The 3,110-nt window shown below is 71.5% G+C and carries 3 protein-coding genes; all 3 read right to left on the bottom strand.

Features of this window, described 5'->3' with window-relative positions; all coding sequences use genetic code 11:
- Positions 1 to 96: 96 nt before the first annotated feature.
- The gene (locus JWQ05_RS07415) at positions 97 to 585 is read right to left on the bottom strand and encodes a VOC family protein (protein ID WP_299656889.1); all 489 of its coding nucleotides are present in this window, start codon (positions 583 to 585) and stop codon (positions 97 to 99) included.
- 142 nt (positions 586 to 727) lie between these two features.
- Positions 728 to 2,116 (bottom strand): hypothetical protein, encoded by a 1,389-nt coding sequence (locus JWQ05_RS07410; protein WP_299656886.1) that lies wholly within the window; start codon positions 2,114 to 2,116, stop codon positions 728 to 730.
- A gap of 165 nt (positions 2,117 to 2,281) precedes the next feature.
- A partial coding sequence (locus JWQ05_RS07405) for an ArgE/DapE family deacylase (protein WP_299656883.1) occupies positions 2,282 to 3,110 on the bottom strand: 829 nt, incomplete at its 5' end.

Below are 3,110 nucleotides of genomic sequence, written 5' to 3'. Positions count from 1 at the left end.
GGCGCTATGCCGAACTGTTCGAACTGCAGGCCGCCGGCTACCGCTAGGGGCGCCGGGATCGCGCTCTTCGCGGCGGATTCCGCATACGGCGGCGCGTCAGCCTTCGCCCCGCCGCGCGGCCTCGATCGTGGCGACATCGATCCGGCTCATCGTCATCATCGCGGCGAAGACCCGCTTGGCGACCGCCCTGTCCGGGTCGAGGACCCCCTCCATCAACTGGCGGGGCGTGATCTGCCAGGAATAGCCCCAGCGGTCCCTGCACCAGCCGCAGGCGTCCTCCGTGCCGCCGTTGCCCACGATGGCGTCCCAGTAGCGGTCGGTCTCGGCCTGGTCCTGCGTCTCCACCACGAACGACACGGCCTGGTTCGGCACGTCGCCCGGACCGCCGTTGAGACCCATGAAGGGCCGGCCCAGCAGGGTGAATTCCACCATCAATTCCACCCCTTCCGCGCCCGCGGGGAAGTCACCCGGCGCCGTCATCGCCGCGCCGACATGGCTGTCGGGAAAGACGCTCGCGTAGAACTCGGCCGCCACGCGCGCCTCGCCATGGTCGAACCACAGGCAGTTGCTGAGCTTGCCGGCCATCGTTCGTCTCCCTGAGGTTGGCGTGTGCCGGATCGGCCGGTCACGCCGTGACGAGCATACCTTGGGTCCACTCACCATCCATCACGGACACCCCAGGCGAAACCCGAACCTCGCATTCCTGCCGCGATCTCCGAAAAACACCCTACCGCGCGGCCACCGGCCGGACCGACCACGTGCCCCAGTAGACCGGACGGCCGAACACGCTGGATGGCCCTGTGCCGGCCTGTCCGGGCGCGAGGCGGTCGAGCCAGGTCAGGAAGCCGGCCTTGGTGCGGTAGGTCGTCGGTGTGGCGAGGTTGCCGTAGCGGTCGGTCATCCAGAAGTGCTGGCTGCGCCCGAAGCGGCCGGTGCCGTCGCCGCCCGAGCGCAGGCCGAGATACGCGGTGGAGCGCATGATCGCCTGCGGCTCGGAAAACCAGGTCAGCCCGGCGAGCGACCCGGGGGCGAGGTCGGCGGTGTACTGCACGCAGATGTCGGAGACCGGGCCGTCCATGGTGTTGGCGGGGCGGTTGCAGCGATAGGCCACCACCCAGCGGTCCATCTCCTTGGCCTTGGCCACCCGGATCAGGCTCTGGCCCGGGAGCGGCTGCGCGATGGTGCGGGGCGCGGACCAGACCCGGTCGGCGGTGAGGTCACGGCTGGTGCGCAGGTAGAGGCCGAGGCGCCGGGTCGCGGGGGGCTCGCCGCAATCGGAGGGCAGCACGTCGGTGTAGAAGTAGTGGTAGGTTTCATCGACCACGCTGATCGCGCCGACGAGGTCGGTCCGGTCGAAGCCCTGGCCGGGACAGTTTCCGAGGATCGGCGCGCCGGTCTCGTCCAGCACCGCGCCGGGGTTCGGATCGCGGCTCGCCCGCGCGCGGCCGCGGCCCTTCGGGGCGGCCGCGCCATAGGGCGTCCAGGCCGTGCCCTCGTCCGTGTGCTCCCGCAGGTCGAAGCGGGTGAAATCGAGGGTGCGGGCCTGGAGCAGCGCGTGGCGGTTGCCGGTCTCGGTGGGCACGGCGGCCAGGAAGAACACGTAGCTGTAGGCGTCGCCCGCCCAGTCGCGGCCCGCCACCGTCATGGGGTGGCGGGCGGCGATGCCCTCGCTCGCGGGCTCGGCGACGGGCACAGCCTCCCCGCGACGGCGATTTGCGCGCGTTCGGCCCGTCTCCCGCGAGGCTGCCACCGCGCGGGTCATCTCCCACAGGCGCCCCTGGGCCGGCGGCATCGAGGTCGCGAGCTGCTCGGGCATGGCGCCAGCCCGTACCGACCCTCCGTCGAGGGGATCGGTGGCGCGGCGCGGCGCACAGGCCTCGCTCCCGCGCTTGCCCTTGGCATCGAGCGGCGTCTCGGCCTGATAGACGGCCTGGAGCGGACCGGTGCCGGGCGTCGTGCGCAGGATCTGCACGCCGCTCGCAGCCTCGCAGGCGCGCGGCGCAGCGAACACCCCCTCGGCCTCGTTGCCCCGGCAGATCTCCAGGGTGCCGCCGCCGGTGACGTAGCAACTGGTGTCGGTGGTCTGCGCCCCGGCGCCGCCCGGGGTCAGGACCAAGACGGTCGCGAAAGCGGCTGCGGACGCGCGCAGGGGCGGGGCGATGAGGAGGGGACGCTGATGTTTCACGGCTCAGAGGGGTAGCGCGCCCGGGCCGTTCGGCAAGGCTCGGCGGGGGCGTCCTCCACACCGTGCAGGATCACATTTGCGGTGCCGAGGTCCGGCTCAAGGCGCCGCGCGGCTTTCCGTCCCGCACCATTCGGCGATGAACAGCGCCATCGCCGTGGTGATGCGCAGGACCGACGACAGGCTCACGCGCTCGTCGAAGCCGTGAATGTTCCGGCTGACCGGCCCGTAGCAGAGGGCCGGAACCCGGTCGTAGAGGGCATGGACGCGGGTATCGAGATAGCTCGGTGACATGAAGCTCCGCAGGGCCTCGCCCGTGGCGGCGTGATGCGCGCGGCCCAGCACCGCCTCGGCCTCGGAGCCCTCGGCCAGCACGTAGCCCTCGGCGAAGAAGCCATCGAACGCCACGCGGGGCGGGGTGTTCGACAGGAAGGGGTCGTTGCGCGCGAACTCGGCCACGGTCAGTTCCACGGCGCGGGCGGCGTCCTTCGCGCGGACACCCGGATAGAGCGCGATGCGGCACGCGATCCGACACCAGGCCGGCACGGAGGAAGCCCAGTCGCCGCCCTCGATCCGGCCGACATTGAGGTTGATGGCGTCGGGCTCGGCGGCGAAATGCGGGTGCGCCGCCTTCTCTGCGTTCCAGCGCGCTTCCAGGGCGCGCAGGGCACCGATGACCCGGTAGGTCGCGTCGATGGCGTTGGCCCCCGCGCCGATCTCGCGGACATGGACGGGCCGGCCGCGTACCTCCACGGTAAACCAGAGCACGCCGACATTGGCGCGCACCAGCTTCTCGTCCTGGGGCTCGGGGATCAGCACGGCGTCGGCGCGGTAGCCGCGCAGATGGGTCATCAGGGCGCCGTTACCGGTGGATTCCTCCTCGACCACGGATTGCAGAGTAACGGTGGCGGCCGGCTGCAGGCCGATG

It is taken from the genome of Methylobacterium sp. (assembly GCF_028290105.1).
In the GTDB taxonomy this organism is placed as follows: domain Bacteria; phylum Pseudomonadota; class Alphaproteobacteria; order Rhizobiales; family Beijerinckiaceae; genus Methylobacterium.
This window is presented reverse-complemented; position numbering and strand designations above follow the sequence as displayed.

Coding starts and splice junctions, on each gene's coding strand:
- JWQ05_RS07415 (WP_299656889.1), bottom strand. CDS start 585: ATGGCCGGCAAGCTCAGCAACTGCCTGTGGTTCGACCATGGCGAGGCG.